Source organism: Luteibacter sp. (genome assembly GCF_036500425.1).
Lineage (GTDB): Bacteria > Pseudomonadota > Gammaproteobacteria > Xanthomonadales > Rhodanobacteraceae > Luteibacter.
Window position 1 is genome coordinate 40,442 of sequence record NZ_DASYCB010000032.1, and the last position, 16,281, is coordinate 56,722.

Genomic DNA, 16,281 nt, shown 5'->3' on the forward strand with positions numbered 1-16,281 from the left:
CTCAACCCTTGAATCTGAATGCAAATATGTTGACCGCGTAAGCCGCTACCAGGCCGACCAGTGCCGGCAAGGGTGGCAGCTTCCATTGAACCAGTATGAGCAGCAGCCCACCGATGAGGATGATCCAGCGAAGGATCATGCCCACGAGGAAGCGCATGAACGTTGCCCCCGCCCCGCCCAGCGCGCTGAACGCTCGCGCGGCAAGCAGCGCGGTAGCGAGAGCGACGACCAGGGCACCTGCAAACGCGGCCAGTCCAGCGGCACGCCCCTGCAGGGAGAAAGCGAGTCCCGCAACCACAGCCACCGCCAGCTGCGTGATAACCACGCGCATGGCTAGGTGACGACCGGCGGCAAGACTATTGAGCAACGCGAGGCTCCCGTGGTTTCGCTCGAAGGCGGCACCAGATGGTTCAACGGGCCACGGTTTAATCTGGAAAAGTATACCAGTGCCGTAAACAACCGGACAAGCGACGAAAGTCCATAACCAGTCGCCGGCGCGACGATGCGTCGCGTCGTTGATCGAGCTTTGGCCAGGCTGCCATTGCGGCTTCCCGGCACCTGCCCCGCTAGAGCGGGAAGGTGCCGCAGTGTAGTCCCGCCTGTTGCAGGGCAGCAACCATAATTTGTTGCGATGACAGCTTTTGCCTTGCCGAATAAGCGCTTGGCGTTACGGCGTGTACTCGGCGCCCGAGGTGCAGGTTTCGTGCACCACGACTTTGCATAGCAACGGTACCTCGGGGCGCAGGTGCTCGAAGATCCAGCGAGCCAGATTCTCGCTTGTCGGGTTCTCCAACCCCTCGATGTCGTTGAGGTAGTTGTGGTCCAGGCGCTCATAAAGCGGCTTGAAGCGAGCCTTGAGGTCGCCGAAGTCCATCACCCAGCCGAGCACGGGGTCGATCGGGCCCTCGACGTGGAGCTCGACGTGGAACGAATGGCCGTGCAGGCGCGAGCACTTATGCCCCTCGGGCACGTTCGGCAGGCGGTGGGCCGCTTCGATATTGAAAGTCTTGAAGATGCGCATGAAGGAGGTAAGCCGGGATTCTGCGGCCTATTGTAGCGGACATCCCGAAGTTGACCGGACTCAGGGAACCTTCACGACGCATGTCTCACTTCGGCCAATCCGGGTGCCGGGTTCATGGACTTTTCATGCCGCAACGGTTGCAGTGGTAACTAGATCGGGGGCGCGAGGGGGCGCCCGCCCACACCGGATGGTTCACTGAAGGAGGCATCCATGTGCCTTGGCCGTGAGTCCGTCGACCAGCCGCAGCCCTGCGCGCTGGCCGCCGGAGTGTTTTCCGCCCTGCCCTGGCCCTGCGTGGTCTGGCGAAGTGACGGCGGCCGTGCCGTGATGGTCAACGCCGCGTTCCAGAGGGAATTCGGCATATCCCGCGGCCGGGCGGGCCCAGCGTGGCTGGAAGCGCACCTGACGCCGACCGCGCAACCCGACGAGTTCCTCTTCCATGATCGCCACGCCACGCCCCGGCGCTATCGCGTCACCCGTGAGGTGCTGGATGTCGCGCCGGTTGCGTTTCAGGCGGTGTTCCTGATGCCTCTTGGCGAGGAGCCCGCCGCGGCGGAGGCCGAGGCAAACCCCCTGACCAGCCTGCGCCCCGGCGTCGCACTGACCCGCCGCGAGTCGCAGGTACTCGATGGGATCATGCTCGGCAAGCTCAACAAGGTGATCGCAAGCGAGTTGAATATCAGCCCCAAGACCGTGGAGCTGCACCGCTCCAACCTGATGACCAAGCTGCGTGTACATAACGTAGTGGAACTGGCGAGGGTGGTGCTGGACACCGCATCCTCCGAACTCGAAGCAAACCCCCTGTAGGAGCGCGCTTGCGCGCGATGGATGCTCGCGGTAAGACCCGTCGCGCGCAAGCGCACTCCTACAGGCCGGGCAAGAAAAAAGCCGCCCCGGATACCGGGGCGGCTTTCTTTTTTTCTTGGTGGCTAGAGGCGGGCTCGAACCGCCGACCTCAGCATTATGAGTGCCGCGCTCTGACCAGCTGAGCTACCTAGCCATGAAACCTGGTCTTCCGCGAACAGGGCCGCGAAGGCCGGGCAGTTTAATCGGGGCTGGCTCGCCGATCAAGGGGCGCCTTGTAGCGACTTCTCGCGCTGTGGTTGAATCGACCTAACGCGAAAGGTTCGCGGAGGCTGAATGATCGACGCAGATGGCTATCGACCGAACGTGGGGATTGTCCTCCTCAACGCCGACGGCCGCCTGTTCTGGGCGCGCCGGGTGAATCGCGACGGCTGGCAGTTCCCCCAGGGCGGCATGCGTAGCGATGAAACACCGCTGGAAGCGATGTATCGCGAGCTCGAGGAAGAGACCGGCCTGCACGCTCACCACGTCGAAGTGCTGGCCGAAACCCGCGGCTGGCTGCGCTACCGGCTGCCCAACCGCTTCGTGCGCCACCATCAGCGCCCCACCTGCATCGGCCAGAAGCAGGTCTGGTTCCTGCTCCGCCTGACCGGCGGCGAGGATGCCCTCAAGCTCGATGCCTGCGAGAAGCCCGAGTTCGATCTCTGGCGCTGGGTGGATTTCTGGTACCCCGCCAACCACGTGGTCAACTTCAAGCGCGAGGTGTACGAACGCGCCCTGCGCCAGTTCGCGCCCACGGTGGAAACCGTATGCAGCGTGGAAATTGGCACCTGCCCCCAGCAGGCCGAGCTTCTGCGCCTGGCCCGGGAGGCCGCCGGTCAGGGCTAACCTGAACGGCCTTCACAACTGCGCAGTTGACAATCGTTCGCATTCGCGTTCGAATTCGCACCCATGTACATCTGCATGTGCAATGCCGTCACCGATCACGCCATCCGTCGCCTTGCGGCCGAGGGCGTGGAGACCTTTGCCGAGCTCCAGGCCCGCACGGGTTGCTCGGACTGCTGCGGCGCCTGCGAGCCAGAGGCGCGCCAGTGCCTGCGTGAGGCCGTCGACGCCAGGCCGGCAGTGTTGACCTTCCTCCCGGTTACCGCCTGAAGGTTCGGGCCGGCCTGCGGCCGGATCGCGCGCGAGCGCGCTCCTACAGGTCGATCGAGGCCTGACGGTCGATCCGCGCGAAGTCCGGGTGGACATCTATTCGCGGACGCAAACCGTCTTCATTCTCGTTACGTCATCGTCTTTTCGGGCGACGTATAGTCGCGTCTGCATTCAAGGGAGAGACGCCACATGAAGGGCGACGCGAAGGTTATCGAATTCCTCAACAAGGTCCTCTACAACGAGCTGGCCGCCATCAACCAATACTTCCTGCATTACAGGATGTTTAAGGACTGGGGCTACAACGAACTCGCCAAGCACGAGTACGAAGAGTCGATCGAGGAAATGAAGCACGCGGACAAGCTCATCGAGCGCATCCTGTTCCTCGATGGCCTGCCGAACCTCCAGCACCTGGGCAAGCTGCGCATCGGCGAAAACGTCGTCGAGTGCCTGCAGGGCGATCTGGACCTGGAAATGATCGCCACCAAGGACCTGCGCGAGGCCGTCGCCTACAGCGAAGGCATCCACGATTTCGTGAGCCGTGACCTGTTCAAGTTCATCCTTGGCCAGGAAGAAGAGCATATCGACTGGCTCGAAACGCAGTTCAGCCTGATTTCGGATATCGGCCCCGAACGCTACATGCTCAGCAAGGTCGGCTCGCTCGACAAGCACTGATGCCCGAAAGGCCGCCGCAAGGCGGCCTTTTTCGTGGGGGCGTGGCACGGTTCCTTGACCATTCGGAAACACAGGGGCTATACCATCGCCCTTCACGTTTCTTGCACGGAACCCTTCATGGCGCCACGCCATCCGCCTCGCTTCGTCGTGCGCACACACGATGCAGCCCGCGACCGCCGGACGAAAGTCCTGTGGGGCGCTGGCTGGCTGGCGAGCCTTGCGCTGGTTGCGGGGCTCGCGTGGGCATGGTCCGGCGCGGATACGGCCCCTTCGGCCCCTGGCCGCACAGGTGCCCGCGCGCTCCGCGCGGAGAACGACGATCTGCGCCAGCAAGTGGCCAACCTGCAGCGGGCCGATCAGGTGGCCGATATCGCCACGAAAGAACTCAAGAAGAACCTGGCCGAGCGTGACGAAGAAATCAGCGGCCTGCGCACGGACCTTGCCTTTTACTCACGCCTGGTCGGAGGGACGGGCCAGCGCGATGGGCTGAAGATCCAGGGCGCACGCGTGACGGCGGTGCCCGGCATGCCCAGTGCCTGGAACCTCGTGGTGACCCTGACCCAGAACGCCCGCCGCGGCGACCTGGTGAAAGGCAACCTGAGCATGGCTGTCGAGGGCATCCAGGGCAGCAAGGTCGCCACCCTGCAGGGCGCAGCCCTGGGCCAGTCGGCGGCGTCCACCGGCATTCCTTTCTCCTTCAAATACTTCCAGCAGGTCCAGGCCAGCTTTACCGTACCTGCGGGGTTCAAGCCCACGCGGCTACGTTTCAGCGCGGGCGCTGACGGTGGCGATACCGCCACGTCCGCCATCGCCTGGGCCGACGCCACCCGAACCGACGAGGTCACCGATGTTCAGCAGCAACCGTAAGTCCGCCGCGCCGTCTGTGGGCGCTGCCACCAGCCTCATTGCCCGCGGCGTCACCGTGCGCGGCGATGTTCATTTTTCCGGGGCCTTGCACCTGGATGGCACCGTCGAGGGCTCGATCCACGCCGACCTGAGTGGTGACGGCGTACTCACGGTCAGTGAGACGGGCAACGTGGTCGGCCGGATCGAGGTCCCGCACGCCGTGATCAACGGTGGCGTGAAGGGCGACGTCAACGTCGCCGAACGGCTTGAGCTGGCGCCGCTGGCCCGCGTGGACGGCGATGTGCATTACCAGGTCCTGGAAATGGCGGCCGGGGCCCAGGTGAACGGCAAGATGATCCACCAGGCGCCCGTGACCGTGCGCCAGCTGGCCCAGCAGGCCATCGACGCGGCGCCGGCCCTCACCTAAAGGCTTGACCTGCGGGCGATCGGCGCCATTATGGACGCTATGAACAACCCATTCCCCATGGCCCCGACCGGCGCACCGGATTACCGGTCGGCAGGCACGCCGGTGGTCTTCACCGAAGCCGCCGCCCGCAAGGTGCACGAACTTATCGAAGAGGAAGGCAACCCCGGCCTCAAGCTACGCGTGTACATCAGCGGCGGCGGTTGCTCGGGCTTCCAGTACGGCTTCACCTTCGACGAAGAACAGGCCGAGGATGACCTCGCCGTATCGCGTGAAGGCGTCACCCTCGTGGTCGATCCGCTCTCGCTGCAGTACCTGACCGGCGCGGAAATCGACTACGCCGAGTCGTTCAGCGGCTCGCAGTTCGTCATTCGCAACCCCAACGCGAAGACGACCTGCGGCTGCGGTTCGTCCTTTAGCGCCTGACCGGCCGGGCCGCGTGAGCGTCGAGCAGGAGCGCGATAAAGCCGCTGCGAGCCGTGCCCGGGAGAACGTATTCGCCGGCATCGATATCGATCGCATGGCTGAGCGTCGCGACGACCGGCTATGGGTGGAAGAAACCGAGCGTGCCCAGGGCACCCGCTTTCTCATACTCGATAGCGAAGGCCAGGCCTTCGTTACCCAGGACGCTGACGCACCCCAGTGGATGTCACCTGCCATGCGCGGCGAGCGCTTTGGCGATGTCCCATCCACATTGCTCGGTTTGGCGGATGGCCGCGCATGGTTCGCCCTGGTCCTGGATGAGGCCCATGCGGCGCTTTTCCAGGGCATGACCGGCGCACGGCGCATGTCATTGCGTGAGGCCGGCCTGCTGTTTGATGCGTTCGATGCCGGGCTCTTCGCCTTTGCGAAGGGCGTCACCCATTGGCAGCGGCAAACCCGCTTTTGCACGCTGTGCGGCTCGCCGACGGTGGTGGTCGCCGCAGGCCACCGCGTGCAATGCACGAACCCGGATGGCGCGCACCTGCACTTCCCGCGTACCGATGCCGCCATCATCGTCATCGTCGAACACGGCGATACCTGCCTGCTCGGCCGCCAACGCGGTTGGCCGGCAGGTAGGTATTCGACACTGGCGGGCTTCATCGAACCTGGGGAATCGCTAGAAGACGCGGTCAAACGCGAAGTCCGCGAAGAATCCGGGGTCGAAGTACTCCACGCCACCTACCACTCCTCGCAACCGTGGCCCCTGCCCGCCTCCCTCATGGTCGGCTTCACCGCCGTGGCTAAAACGCGCGAGATCCACCTGCGCGACGATGAGCTAGAGGATGCGCGCTGGTTCACCGTTGATGACATCGTGCAAGGCATGGCCTCCGGCACGCTGGGCGTCCCGCCGCCGCTATCGGTGTCTTATCGGCTGATCGAGCACTGGCTGGGTCTGCGTGGCGTCAGCCTCGCCGAACTGATAGCCAGCGCGCCCAAGCGCTAAGGCTTCGCCTACAATCGGGCCAACGTCCTGTTGATCGCGCTCTTGCCATGGCCTTACGTCTGCTCGCTGTCCTCATCGCCCTCGTCATCGCCTGGAGCGTGCCGCAGCTGGTGCGCTGGCGCGACGAACGCTGGTTCCACCGCTGGGTAGGCCGCCTTGGCGATACCTCCGGGCCGGGTCGCGTGGCGATCATCCTGCTCGTACCCGTGCTGGCCTGCGCGATCGTCGCTGGCATCCTCCGCGCGCTGCCGCTGTTCGACCTGGCCTGGCTGGCCTTCGCCATCGTTGTGCTCGTCTACACCCTGGGCCCACGCGAGATCGAAGCGGACATCGAGCATGTCGTGCGCGCGACCGACACGCTGCGGCGCGACGAGGCCGTGGCCGCGCTGCGCGTCGATGCCGACCCGCTGCCCTGGTTCGCCCCTGCGATCGTCGAGGCCACCTTCTACGCGGCGCTGCGCCGTCGCTTCGGTGTCCTGTTCTGGTTCTTCCTGCTCGGCCCGGCCGGCGCGCTGGGTTATCGCCTCGCGCAGACGCTTGGCCGCGATGCGACGCTGGCGCTCGATGCCAGCACGCGCAGTGCAGCGCAGCGCCTCGCCGACGCGCTCGACTGGCTACCGGCGCACCTGATGGTCTTCGCCATGGCGCTCGTATCGGATTTCGACGCCGTGATGGGCGCCTGGAAAACCTGGCACCGCCAATCCGGTAGCCCGCGCTCGCGACTCGAGCCGGATTTCCTGGCTGCCGTGGCCCGCGCCGGCGTCGATGCCGATGTAGAAGCCGGTGATGGTTACGCGCAAGACGTGAGCGATCCGGTCACCGCGCTGGAGGATGCGCGCCGGGTGATCCGGCGCGTGCTAGTCGTGTGGCTGGCGGTGGTCGCGATCATCGTGCTGGCCGCGCTGCTCGCCTGAGCCGCTTTACGCTTTGTCGCCACGGAGCTCGCTGACGCGCGCTTCGAGCACCGGGGCATTCGCCGTACCCACGGGGAACGGCGAACCGCCCACCAGTTCGATACGTGACCAGAACCGCCGCGGCAAGCGCGCGCGGCGCAGCGCACCATCGCGCCGGCTGAAGATGCTGCCCCACATGCCACGCAAGGCCAGCGGCACGACCGGCACCGGCCGGCGCGCGAGGATGCGATCGATGCCGGGGCGGAACGTCGCGATCGCGCCGTCGCGCGTCAGGCCACCTTCAGGGAAAATGCACACCACCTCGCCGGCAGCAAGGGCTTCGTCGATCTGCTCGAAGGCCTTGTCCATCAACACGGGATCTTCGTTGCGCCCGGCAATGGGAATGGCCTTGGCCGTGCGGAAGATGAAGTTCAGCACGGGCACGTTGAAGATCTTGTAATACATCACGAAGCGCATGGGCCGGCGCACACAGGCCATAAGGATCAGCGGATCCATAAAGCTCACGTGGTTGCAGACGACGACGGCCGCGCCTTCGTCAGGCACGTTCTTCAAGCCATCGACGCGCACGCGGTAAAGCGTATTCACGATGACCCACGTCATGAACCGCATCATGAACTCGGGCACCAGCGTGAAGATGTACACGGCCACCGCGATATTGATGATGCCCGTGATCAGGAAGATGGTGGGGGTATCGAGACCCATGGCGGTGAGGCCAATGCCGAACCCCGAGGCGATGCAGATCAGCAGGGCGTTGACGATGTTATTGCCCGCGATGATTCGCGAGAGCTTGTCGCGCGGCGCACGGCTTTGTACGAAGGCGAATAACGGAACGACGTAGAAGCCGGCGAAGGCACCGATCAGGGTGAGGTCCATGGCGGCGCGCCACGCGCCCGGCACGCTGAGAAATGCGCTCCATGTCAGCGACGCCCCGGCACCCACCGCGGGCCGCGCAAAATACAGATCGATGGCGAATACCGTAAGCCCGAAGGCGCCCATCGGTACCAGACCAATCTCGACGCGCTTGCGCGATAGCTTTTCACACAGCAACGAGCCGATACCGGTACCCAGCGAGAACAAGGTGAGCACCAGTGTATTCACCGAACCATCGCCGCCAAGCACATGGCGCGTGTAATTCGGCAGCTGCGCGATCATCACCGTCCCGAAGAACCAGAACCACGAGATACCCAGCACCGCGTTGAACACCGCACGATCGGCGTGGGTCAGCTTGAGCACGCGCCAGGTTTCGGAAAACGGATTCCAGTTGAAGCGAAGATCCGGCGCGGTCGCGGGCGCTGCGGGAATCGTCCGGCTGGCGAGGTAGCCGGCCACGGCGATGACGAGGGTCGCGGCTGACGCGGCGGTCGTGCCATAGCCGGCGATGAGCATGAGCGAGTTGCCGACGATCATGCCGATCAGCATCGCCAGCTGTGTACCGGTCTCGACCAGCGCGTTGCCGCCCACCAGCTCACTGCGCTCCAACGCTTGCGGCAGGATCGAATACTTGATCGGTCCGAACACGGTGGAGTGCACACCCATCAGGAACAGCACGATCAGAAGCAGGGAGACATGATGCGTGTGGAAGCCAATGGCGGCGATCGCCATGGCGGCGATCTCGAACAGCTTCACGAAGCGAATGATGCGGGTTTTTTCGAACTTCTCCGCCAGCTGACCGGCGGTCGCGGAGAACAGGAAATACGGCAGGATGAACAGCGCTGGCGCCAGGTTCGTGTAGAGCGAGACCTGGCTATCCGGGAGCGCCATCTGGAACGCCACCAACATGACCATGGCGTTACGGAACGCGTTGTCGTTGAAGGCCCCGAGTGCCTGGGTCCAGAAGAACGGCGCGAAGCGACGCTTGCCGAGCAGGGAAAACTGGGACATTCCGTTGGCTATCCTGGCGGTGTGGCCGCAGTGTAGCCGAGCGGTTGGTTATCCGCGCGCGAGTGCCCGATGGGCAATGTCGTGACGGAAGAACGCATCCGCGAACGTGACCTTTTCGAGCGCGGCATACGCACGGGCGCGCGCCTCGACCAGATCGCTCCCTAACGCACAAACCGTGAGCACGCGGCCACCGGCACTGACCGGACGGCCCTCCGCATCCAACGCCGTGCCGGCGTGGAACACTTTCACGTCCGGCCCGAAATCGGTATCGGCGCCCTGGATGAGATCGCCGCTGCGCACCTTGCCGGGGTAGTTGCCCGCAGCGAGCACCACGCCCAGCGAAGGACGCGGATCCCACGTCGCCCCGGCGCGGGTGATGTCGCCATCGAGTGCTGCCTCGACCAGGTCCACCAGATCCGACTGCAGGCGTAGCATGATCGGCTGGGTTTCCGGATCGCCGAAGCGCACGTTGAACTCGATGACCTTGGCTGCGCCGGACTTGTCGATCATGAGGCCGGCATACAGGAACCCGGTAAACGGGGTGCCATCGGCGGCCATACCGGCGAGCGTCGGTTCGATGATCTCACGCATGACCCGCGCCGACACCTCGTCGGTGACCACCGGCGCGGGCGAGTACGCGCCCATGCCACCGGTGTTCGGGCCCTTGTCGCCATCGTCGCGGCGCTTATGGTCCTGGCTGGTCGCCATGGGCAATGCGTGCGTACCGTCGGCGATAACGATGAAGCTGGCTTCTTCGCCATCAAGGAATTCTTCGATGACCACACGCGACGAGGCATCGCCGAAGGCCTTGCCACCGAGCATGTCGTTCAGCGCCGCCTCGGCCTCGGGCAGGCTCATGGCGACGACCACACCCTTGCCTGCGGCGAGACCATCGGCCTTGATCACGATGGGCGCGCCCTGCTTGCGTACGTAAGCCAGTGCGGGCTCGAGGTCGGTAAACACCGCGTAGTAGGCCGTCGGGATCTTGTGGCGGGCCAGGAAGTCCTTGGCGAAGGCTTTGCTGCCCTCGAGCTGCGCGGCGGCGGCACGCGGGCCGAAGCAACGCAGGCCCGCGGCCTGGAACCGGTCGACCACACCCGCGACCAGGGGCACTTCCGGGCCGACGACGGTCAGGCCAACGCCCTCGGCTTTCGCCAGCGCCAGCAAGCTCTCGATATCGGTCACGGCCACATTCGCATTGCGCAGGCCTGGCTCCACCGCGGTGCCCGCGTTGCCGGGCGCCACGATCACCTCGTCGACGCGCGGCGACTGGCCGAGCTTCCAGGCCAGGGCGTGCTCGCGGCCGCCGCTACCGATGACGAGGACTTTCATGGGGATCTCCGGTTCGTGGACCGGCGATTGTACCTGCCCTAGCGCTGGACCAGCGCCAGCAGCGCGCCGCGCGGCAGCTTGCCGGTCTCATTGCGTGGCAAGGCATCGACCACGCGCAGCGGGCGTGGCAGGAAAACGGGGTCCATGGCGGCGCGCAGGGCGCCCAGCACGGACTCCGCCGTGAGCCCGGGCGCGACGACAAGGCCAGCGATGCGACGGACGCCCGAAGGATCCGGCTCGTCCAGCTGGAACAGTACGCCGTCCGTCACACCGTCGATGGCGAGCAAGCGCCGGTTGAGGTCACCCAGCGAGGCGCGCTTGCCGGCGATCTCCAGCAGGTCGGTATTCCGGCCACAGAGGCGGAAGCGCCGGCCTTCACCATGCAGCGTGACGATGTCGGCCAGAGCCATCGGTTCGGCAAGCTGGGGGGCATCGACCAGGGTGCCATCCGGCTGCGAGTGCAACGTGACCCCATCGTAGAGCGACCATTCCTCCTCCGTGGCGGTCCGGCGGCTGGCGAACACGCAGGTCTCGGTCGAGCCGAACACTTCGCACAAGGCCGCGCCAAAGCGCTGCTCCGCCGCGACGGCGAGCTCCACCGGCATGGGTGCCGTGGCGGAGACGAAGGCGGCTAGCGACGGCAGTTGGACGCCGGATTCAACCAGCGCGCGAAGATGCACGGGCGTGGTCACCAGCACCCGTGGCTCGGGCATCGAGGCCAGCGCGGCAGCGACATCGGCCGGGAAGAACGGCCGGCCGGCATGCACGCTGACTTCGGACATGAGCGGCATCACCACCGACATCTCCATGCCGTACATGTGCTGCGGCGGCACCGTAGCGACCACGTCGAACGGGCTACCGATCACACGGTGCAGCATCTGGATGTTGCCCAGGTTGCTGGCGTGGAAGCTGCCCCAGGTCTTGATATTGGGTTTGGGCTTACCGGTGGAACCGGAGGTGTAGCCAATCGCAACGACAGCATCCGCCGCCACCGTGGGCACCTCGCCGTAGGCGGGGGATGTTTCGTCGAGCAGCGGCAGGCGCAGGTAACCGGCCGGCGCCGGATCGAGTGCCAGCTCGCCAATGGCGTAGCAGCCCGGGTGGTTTCCCATCACATCATCGACAGCGTGCGGCGCGCGCGACGGCGGCAGCAGGTTCACCTGGCCGCGCAATACGAGCGCGGTGAACGCGACGAGGAAGGCATAGCGGTCTTCACAAAGGTTGACCGCGCCGATCGCCTCGGGAAGCGCGGCCGCCACCTGGCGTACGTGGGCCAGGAAGGTCGCGGCGGTGACGGCTTGCCCGCTGCGCCAGGCCACGGTCCGCGACGGGGCGCCGGCCAGCAGCGGCAACATCGGTGCGCTTTCGCGCCCGGTTTGTTCAAAGACAGTCGCCAAGATCGTGTTACCCCCTTCCTCAGGCGCGGATGATAGCGCCGGTCAGCGCGTCGCGGATCACGGTGGGGCGATCTTGCCCACCCAACGGCGCATCGAGCGCGGCGGCAAGGCGCTCGTCGAAATAGCGGCTCAGTGTGGCGACATCACGTGCCGGGGGCTGTCCGTGGGGGTTGGCGCTGGTCGAGACCAGGGGCGCCCCGAACGCGCGGCAGAGCCGCGCCGCGGGCGGGTGCGCGGTCACGCGCAGGGCGATGCCGGCGTGCGCGCCAGCGACCCAGTCAGGAACGCGGGCGCTACGCGGAAACACCCAGGTGTTAGGGCCGGGCCACGTCGCGTGCACCTGCGCCATGACCGCCTCCGGTACGGCATCGAGGTCGATGTAGGGCTCGACCTGGGCGAAATCCGCCGCGATCAGCAGTACGCCCTGGGTCGGCGGGCGCTCTTTCAGGGCAAAAAGCGCATCGAACGCCGCGCGATCGTGCGGATCACAACCGAGGCCATAGACGGCCTCGGTCGGATAGGCCAGGACACCGCCTTCGCGCACATGCGCGGCCGCCGCGTCGACGTGGTCCAGGTCAAACACCTGCATGTCAGGCGGCCGGGGTCTTCTTTGCCGCGGCCTTCTTGGTGGCGGTCTTCTTCACGGCAGTCTTCTTCGCGGCCGTTTTCTTGGTGGCCGCTTTCTTTGCCGTGGTTTTCTTCGCCGCAGCCTTCTTGGTCGCGGTTTTCTTCACCGCGGCCTTCTTCGCTGCTGGCTCCTTCTTCGTGGCGGCCTTCTTCGCCGTCGCCTTCTTGGCGGAAGCCTTCTTGGCGGCCTTGCCACCGCGGGGCTTCTTCACCGGCGCGGCAGCAAGCAGTTCCACGCATTCGGCTTCGGTCAGCGTCTTCGGCTCACGATCCTTCGGAATGCGCGCGTTCTTCTCGCCATCCGTGATGTACGGACCGTAGCGGCCATTCAGCACCTGAATGCCGTTACCGAAATCGAGGATAGTGCGATTGGCGATCGCTTCCAGCTTCTCCTGCACCAGTTGCAGGGCGCGTGGCAGTTCGATCGTGTACGGATCGTCTTCGGCCTTGAGCGATGCGTACGTACTGCCTTGTTTCACGAACGGCCCGAAGCGGCCCACGCCGACGGTGACATCGTCGCCCTCCTCGGACTGACCGAGGTTTCGCGGCAGCTTGAACAGCTCCATCGCCTCGTCCAGCGTGATGGTGTGCATGCTCTGGCCAGGCCGCAGGCTGGCGTAGGTGGGCTTGGCCTCGTCGTCTTTCGTACCGATCTGCGCATACGCGCCGTAGCGGCCCAGGCGGACCGACACCGGCTTGCCCGTCTTCGGGTCGCTGCCAAGTTCACGTGCACCGGTCGCTTCGTTGCGATCGACGCTTTCCGTCTTGTCATCCACCAGTGTTTTGAACGGCTGCCAGAAGCGCTCGAGCAGCGGCACCCACTGCTCCTCGCCGCGGCTCACCGCATCGAGTTCATCCTCGAGGCGTGCCGTGAAGTCGTAATCGACATACTGCTTGAAGTGGCCGGAGAGGAACTGGCTTACCGCGCGGCCGACGTCCGTCGGCTTGAAGCGGCGGCTATCGAGCATGACGTACTCACGGCTGATCAGCACCTGGATGATGCTGGCATACGTGGACGGGCGGCCGATGCCGTACTCCTCGAGTGCCTTCACCAGGCTGGCTTCGGAGAACCGCGGCGGCGGCTCGGTGAAGTGCTGGTCGGCGACGATGGCAGAGACCGGCACGCGATCGCCCGTGGCCAGGCGCGGCAGGCGGCGGTTGTCATCGTCATCCTCGGCCTTCTGGTCCTTCCCTTCCTCATAGACGGCGAGGAAACCCGGATCGATGACGGTGGTGCCCGTGGCGCGGAACCCTGAGTCGCCCACCGGGAACTCCACCGACACGGTGTTCATCGTGGCGTGGATCATCTGGCAGGCGACGGTGCGCTTCCAGATCAGCTCGTAGAGCTTGCGCTGGTCGTCGTTAAGGAACGACGCCACGCTGCGCGGCATGAGCATGGCCGAGGTCGGGCGAACCGCCTCATGCGCTTCCTGCGCGTTCTTGGCCTTCGACTTGTAGACCTGGACGGCGTCAGGCAGCGCGCCCTTGCCGTATTCGCGCCCGATCAGGTCGCGCAGTTCGGCCACCGCATCCTCGGAGAGGGCAACCGAGTCGGTTCGCATGTAGGTGATAAGACCGACGTTGCCCTCGCTACCCAGCGAGACACCTTCGTAAAGGCCCTGCGCCACGCGCATGGTCCGGCTGGTGGAGAAGCCGAGCTTGCGCGCGGCCTCCTGCTGCAGGGTGGAGGTCGTGAACGGCGGCGCCGGGCGGCGCTTGCGCTCACGGCTGACGACTTCACCGACGGTGAACTGGCCTGCCGCCGCTTTCTCCAGCGCAGCGCGCGCCTTCAGGGCATCGGTTTCGTTGGTGAGGTCGAACTGCTCAAACTTCTTGCCATTGAGCTTGACCAGGCGGGCGTCGAACGCACCCTCCGCGTGGGTCAGGTTGGCCTGGACCGTCCAGTACTCGCGCGCCTTGAAGGCTTCGATCTCGAGCTCGCGCTCGACGATCATGCGCAGGGCGGGCGACTGCACGCGGCCTGCGCTCAGGCCACGCTGCACCTTGCGCCACAGCACCGGGGAAAGATTGAAACCGACCAGGTAATCGAGCGCGCGGCGTGCCTGCTGGGCATCGACCAGGTCATGGGAAAGCTTGCGCGGGTTGGCGACCGCCTCCTTGATGGCCTTCGGCGTGATCTCGCTGAAGACCACCCGCTGGACGGCCTTGCCCTCGAGCAGGCCGCGCTCCTTGAGGATCTCACTGATGTGCCAGGAGATCGCCTCACCTTCGCGGTCCAAGTCGGTCGCGAGGTAGATGCTGCTGGCCTTGCTGGCCGCCTTGGCGATCGCATCGACATGTTTCTCGTTACGGTCGATGACCTCGTAAGCCATGGCGAAGCCATGCTCCGGATCGACGGCGCCCTCCTTTGGCCGCAGGTCACGCACGTGACCGTACGACGCCAGCACCTGGAAGTCGGCGCCCAGGTACTTGTTGATCGTCTTGGCCTTGGCCGGCGATTCGACGATGAGGAGGTTCTTTGCCATGCGTTAGCGATTCCGAAGTCCGCCCGGGCCAGTGGACCCCAGCGTATGTCTATATTTAGTTGGAAACACACCGCCCCACCGCCTGTCAAGCAGCGCGCTTAACGCACCACTCGCTGGTAACGGTTGCCGGGGAGTCCAGCCACTTCACCTTCCAGCTCAAGCATCAGCAACATCGATGACAAGGCGCCAGGCGCGAGGGCCGTACTGCCCACAAGAGCGTCCAAAAGGACGGGATCGTAACCCATGGCGTCGAGAAGGCGGCGATATTCCTCATCTTCACGCCAGTCAAAGGGGCCTTTGGGACGCCTCGGCGACCCCGAGGACCGGCTATCGAGGGCCAGCCTGGCCTGCAGCTCAGCGCCCAGTTTCCGGGCCGCCGGGCCAAGCGCCGCAAGGATCTCATCGCTGCGCTGGACCAGGCGCGCGCCATCGCCGATGAGCGAATGGCAGCCCTCGGCCAGGGGATTGTGAATGGACCCCGGGAGGGCGAAGACCTCGCGGCCCAGCTCGCCAGCCTGCCGGGCCGTGATCAGCGAGCCTGACTTGAGGCCTGCCTCGATGACCAGCACGCCCAGGCTAAGCCCGGCGATGATCCGGTTTCGCATCGGGAAATGCATGGCGCGAGAGGGCGTGCCGGGTGCGAATTCACTGACGATGGCACCCTGTTCAGCGATGCGACGCGCAAGCGCATGGTGTTTGCTGGGGTAGACCAGGTCGGGGCCGGTACCGATGACGGCGATCGTCGGTTCACCGGCATCAAGGGCGCCCGCATGCGCTCCGCCATCCACGCCGTCGGCCAGGCCGCTGGTGACCAGCAGGCCGCCCGTGGCGAGCTCGCTGGCGAAGCGCCGCGCGGTCGCCAACCCGGGCGCCGTCGCGCGCCGGGCACCCACAACGCCCACCTGCGGCCGCAGCAACAGCGAGGCATCGCCTTTGACGAACAGCGCCGCGGGCGCATCCGAGAGATTCTCGAGCTGCGGCGGGAAATCCTCGTCCGTGCACAGCAGCAGGCGGTGCCCGTTCCCTTGCAGCCAAGCCATGTCGCGCGCGACCGCAGCCTCGTCGGGGGCGGCGAGCCACTCGCGCGCCTCGCGGGGCGCCGATTCGGGGTGCCGGCGGAACCGGTCCAGCAGGCCAGCCGCGCCGCCGTGCAAGGCCAGGCCTTCGCGCAGGCGACGCCCACCAAAACCAGGCGTACGGATAAGGATGAGCCAGTCACGGAGGTCGGAGTCGGTCATGCGAACAGTCTAGAGGGGAGCCCGTTGGCGCGCGCCCGCCGCGTAGCGTCGGCGAATG

The 16,281-nt window shown here is 65.6% G+C and carries 17 protein-coding genes and 1 tRNA gene; 9 read left to right on the forward strand and 9 right to left on the reverse strand.

The genetic code is table 11. From position 1 onward, the window contains the following. Window position 1: 1 nt before the first annotated feature. Together VGN46_RS08030 and queD are read right to left on the reverse strand one after the other, a co-directional pair. Window positions 2-331, reverse strand: a complete 330-nt coding sequence (locus VGN46_RS08030; protein ID WP_331642496.1) for an ATP synthase subunit I — start codon at window positions 329-331, stop codon at window positions 2-4. A gap of 336 nt (window positions 332-667) precedes the next feature. Beyond that, window positions 668-1,021: a 6-carboxytetrahydropterin synthase QueD gene (gene queD, locus VGN46_RS08035; protein ID WP_331642498.1), complete on the reverse strand. Its 354-nt coding sequence runs from the start codon at window positions 1,019-1,021 to the stop codon at window positions 668-670. Window positions 1,022-1,231: 210 nt separating this feature from the next. Here queD and VGN46_RS08040 point away from each other — a divergent pair, with 210 nt between their 5' ends. Beyond that, the gene (locus tag VGN46_RS08040) at window positions 1,232-1,828 is read left to right on the forward strand and encodes a LuxR family transcriptional regulator (RefSeq protein WP_331642500.1); all 597 of its coding nucleotides are present in this window, start codon (window positions 1,232-1,234) and stop codon (window positions 1,826-1,828) included. Window positions 1,829-1,944: 116 nt separating this feature from the next. On the opposite strand, the gene VGN46_RS08045 is transcribed toward VGN46_RS08040, so the two are convergent. Continuing rightward, window positions 1,945-2,021, reverse strand: a tRNA-Met gene (locus VGN46_RS08045). Between the two features lie 140 nt (window positions 2,022-2,161). On the opposite strand from VGN46_RS08045, the gene VGN46_RS08050 reads away from it, so the two are divergent. From VGN46_RS08050 to VGN46_RS08085, 8 genes are all read left to right on the forward strand, one after another. Then, complete coding sequence (locus VGN46_RS08050; RefSeq protein ID WP_331642503.1) at window positions 2,162-2,713, forward strand: RNA pyrophosphohydrolase; 552 nt, start codon at window positions 2,162-2,164, stop codon at window positions 2,711-2,713. A 63-nt stretch (window positions 2,714-2,776) separates the two neighbouring features. Then, window positions 2,777-2,980 carry a (2Fe-2S)-binding protein gene (locus VGN46_RS08055; RefSeq protein ID WP_331642505.1) on the forward strand — a complete coding sequence of 68 codons (204 nt, stop codon included), beginning with the start codon at window positions 2,777-2,779 and terminating at the stop codon, window positions 2,978-2,980. A 189-nt stretch (window positions 2,981-3,169) separates the two neighbouring features. Beyond that, window positions 3,170-3,652, forward strand: coding sequence for a bacterioferritin (gene bfr, locus VGN46_RS08060; protein ID WP_331642507.1), 483 nt, complete (start codon window positions 3,170-3,172; stop codon window positions 3,650-3,652). Window positions 3,653-3,769: 117 nt separating this feature from the next. Beyond that, window positions 3,770-4,519 (forward strand): DUF6776 family protein, encoded by a 750-nt coding sequence (locus VGN46_RS08065; RefSeq protein WP_331642509.1) that lies wholly within the window; start codon window positions 3,770-3,772, stop codon window positions 4,517-4,519. Continuing rightward, window positions 4,500-4,925 (forward strand): polymer-forming cytoskeletal protein, encoded by a 426-nt coding sequence (locus tag VGN46_RS08070; protein ID WP_331642511.1) that lies wholly within the window; start codon window positions 4,500-4,502, stop codon window positions 4,923-4,925. Before VGN46_RS08065 ends, VGN46_RS08070 begins: the two co-directional genes overlap by 20 nt. Window positions 4,926-4,964: 39 nt before the next feature. Further along, window positions 4,965-5,348: an iron-sulfur cluster insertion protein ErpA gene (erpA, locus tag VGN46_RS08075; RefSeq protein ID WP_246058720.1), complete on the forward strand. Its 384-nt coding sequence runs from the start codon at window positions 4,965-4,967 to the stop codon at window positions 5,346-5,348. Between the two features lie 13 nt (window positions 5,349-5,361). Continuing rightward, window positions 5,362-6,348 carry an NAD(+) diphosphatase gene (nudC, locus tag VGN46_RS08080; RefSeq protein WP_331642515.1) on the forward strand — a complete coding sequence of 329 codons (987 nt, stop codon included), beginning with the start codon at window positions 5,362-5,364 and terminating at the stop codon, window positions 6,346-6,348. Window positions 6,349-6,395: 47 nt separating this feature from the next. Continuing rightward, on the forward strand, window positions 6,396-7,262 hold the full coding sequence (locus VGN46_RS08085) for a cobalamin biosynthesis protein (RefSeq protein ID WP_331642517.1): 867 nt from the start codon (window positions 6,396-6,398) through the stop codon (window positions 7,260-7,262). A gap of 6 nt (window positions 7,263-7,268) precedes the next feature. Here the strand turns inward: VGN46_RS08085 and VGN46_RS08090 are convergent, their stop codons facing one another. From VGN46_RS08090 to dprA, 6 genes are all read right to left on the reverse strand, one after another. Next, the gene (locus tag VGN46_RS08090) at window positions 7,269-9,143 is read right to left on the reverse strand and encodes an MFS transporter (RefSeq protein WP_331642519.1); all 1,875 of its coding nucleotides are present in this window, start codon (window positions 9,141-9,143) and stop codon (window positions 7,269-7,271) included. Between the two features lie 48 nt (window positions 9,144-9,191). Next, entirely contained in the window at window positions 9,192-10,475 is a 1,284-nt protein-coding gene (purD, locus tag VGN46_RS08095; protein WP_331642521.1) for a phosphoribosylamine--glycine ligase, read from the reverse strand. 38 nt (window positions 10,476-10,513) lie between these two features. Next, entirely contained in the window at window positions 10,514-11,872 is a 1,359-nt protein-coding gene (locus tag VGN46_RS08100) for an AMP-binding protein (protein WP_331642523.1), read from the reverse strand. Between the two features lie 19 nt (window positions 11,873-11,891). Continuing rightward, on the reverse strand, window positions 11,892-12,461 hold the full coding sequence (locus VGN46_RS08105; RefSeq protein WP_331642525.1) for an L-threonylcarbamoyladenylate synthase: 570 nt from the start codon (window positions 12,459-12,461) through the stop codon (window positions 11,892-11,894). Window position 12,462: 1 nt separating this feature from the next. After that, on the reverse strand, window positions 12,463-14,985 hold the full coding sequence (locus VGN46_RS08110) for a DNA topoisomerase I (RefSeq protein ID WP_331642527.1): 2,523 nt from the start codon (window positions 14,983-14,985) through the stop codon (window positions 12,463-12,465). A 98-nt stretch (window positions 14,986-15,083) separates the two neighbouring features. Then, window positions 15,084-16,223: a DNA-processing protein DprA gene (dprA, locus tag VGN46_RS08115; protein WP_331642529.1), complete on the reverse strand. Its 1,140-nt coding sequence runs from the start codon at window positions 16,221-16,223 to the stop codon at window positions 15,084-15,086. Between the last annotated feature and the right edge of the window lie 58 nt (window positions 16,224-16,281).

Bases quoted from the DNA above. Each gene is read 5' to 3' on its own strand.
- queD (WP_331642498.1), bottom strand. From the start codon at position 1,021: ATGCGCATCTTCAAGACTTTCAATATCGAAGCGGCCCACCGCCTGCCG.
- VGN46_RS08085 (WP_331642517.1), top strand. From the start codon at position 6,396: ATGGCCTTACGTCTGCTCGCTGTCCTCATCGCCCTCGTCATCGCCTGG.
- VGN46_RS08110 (WP_331642527.1), bottom strand. From the start codon at position 14,985: ATGGCAAAGAACCTCCTCATCGTCGAATCGCCGGCCAAGGCCAAGACG.
- purD (WP_331642521.1), bottom strand. From the start codon at position 10,475: ATGAAAGTCCTCGTCATCGGTAGCGGCGGCCGCGAGCACGCCCTGGCC.
- VGN46_RS08030 (WP_331642496.1), bottom strand. From the start codon at position 331: ATGCGCGTGGTTATCACGCAGCTGGCGGTGGCTGTGGTTGCGGGACTC.
- VGN46_RS08090 (WP_331642519.1), bottom strand. From the start codon at position 9,143: ATGTCCCAGTTTTCCCTGCTCGGCAAGCGTCGCTTCGCGCCGTTCTTC.
- VGN46_RS08050 (WP_331642503.1), top strand. From the start codon at position 2,162: ATGATCGACGCAGATGGCTATCGACCGAACGTGGGGATTGTCCTCCTC.
- VGN46_RS08065 (WP_331642509.1), top strand. From the start codon at position 3,770: ATGGCGCCACGCCATCCGCCTCGCTTCGTCGTGCGCACACACGATGCA.
- VGN46_RS08040 (WP_331642500.1), top strand. From the start codon at position 1,232: ATGTGCCTTGGCCGTGAGTCCGTCGACCAGCCGCAGCCCTGCGCGCTG.
- bfr (WP_331642507.1), top strand. From the start codon at position 3,170: ATGAAGGGCGACGCGAAGGTTATCGAATTCCTCAACAAGGTCCTCTAC.
- VGN46_RS08055 (WP_331642505.1), top strand. From the start codon at position 2,777: ATGTACATCTGCATGTGCAATGCCGTCACCGATCACGCCATCCGTCGC.
- VGN46_RS08105 (WP_331642525.1), bottom strand. From the start codon at position 12,461: ATGCAGGTGTTTGACCTGGACCACGTCGACGCGGCGGCCGCGCATGTG.
- dprA (WP_331642529.1), bottom strand. From the start codon at position 16,223: ATGACCGACTCCGACCTCCGTGACTGGCTCATCCTTATCCGTACGCCT.
- VGN46_RS08070 (WP_331642511.1), top strand. From the start codon at position 4,500: ATGTTCAGCAGCAACCGTAAGTCCGCCGCGCCGTCTGTGGGCGCTGCC.
- erpA (WP_246058720.1), top strand. From the start codon at position 4,965: ATGAACAACCCATTCCCCATGGCCCCGACCGGCGCACCGGATTACCGG.